This is a genomic window from Mesorhizobium sp. M1A.T.Ca.IN.004.03.1.1 (genome assembly GCF_003997555.1).
In the GTDB taxonomy this organism is placed as follows: Bacteria; Pseudomonadota; Alphaproteobacteria; order Rhizobiales; family Rhizobiaceae; genus Mesorhizobium.
In genome coordinates this window covers 1-236 of sequence record NZ_RZTV01001081.1, presented here as the reverse complement: position 1 = coordinate 236, position 236 = coordinate 1, and the positions used below count along the sequence as shown (strand labels likewise).

1 protein-coding gene is annotated in these 236 nt (G+C 60.2%); it reads left to right on the top strand.

Going from position 1 to position 236, the window contains the following annotated elements; all coding sequences use genetic code 11:
- The coding region (locus EOD29_RS35005; RefSeq protein WP_127248926.1) for a BMP family ABC transporter substrate-binding protein at positions 1–236 on the top strand (236 nt) is incomplete at both ends.

Sequence of the window (236 nt, the reverse complement as noted above, 5' to 3'; positions counted from 1 at the left end):
ATGTGGAACAAGGACAAGCACCCGATGAACGCCGGGTCCTATTTCGGCTATATCGGCATGGGCCAGTACCTCAACGGCGTCGTCGCCGGACACACCACCAAATCGAAGAAGCTCGGCTTCGTTGCAGCCAAGCCGATCCCGCAGGTGCTGCTCAACATCAACTCCTTCCTGCTCGGCGCGCGTTCGGTCGATCCGGCGATCACCTGCCAGGTGATCTTCACCGGGGAATGGTCGCT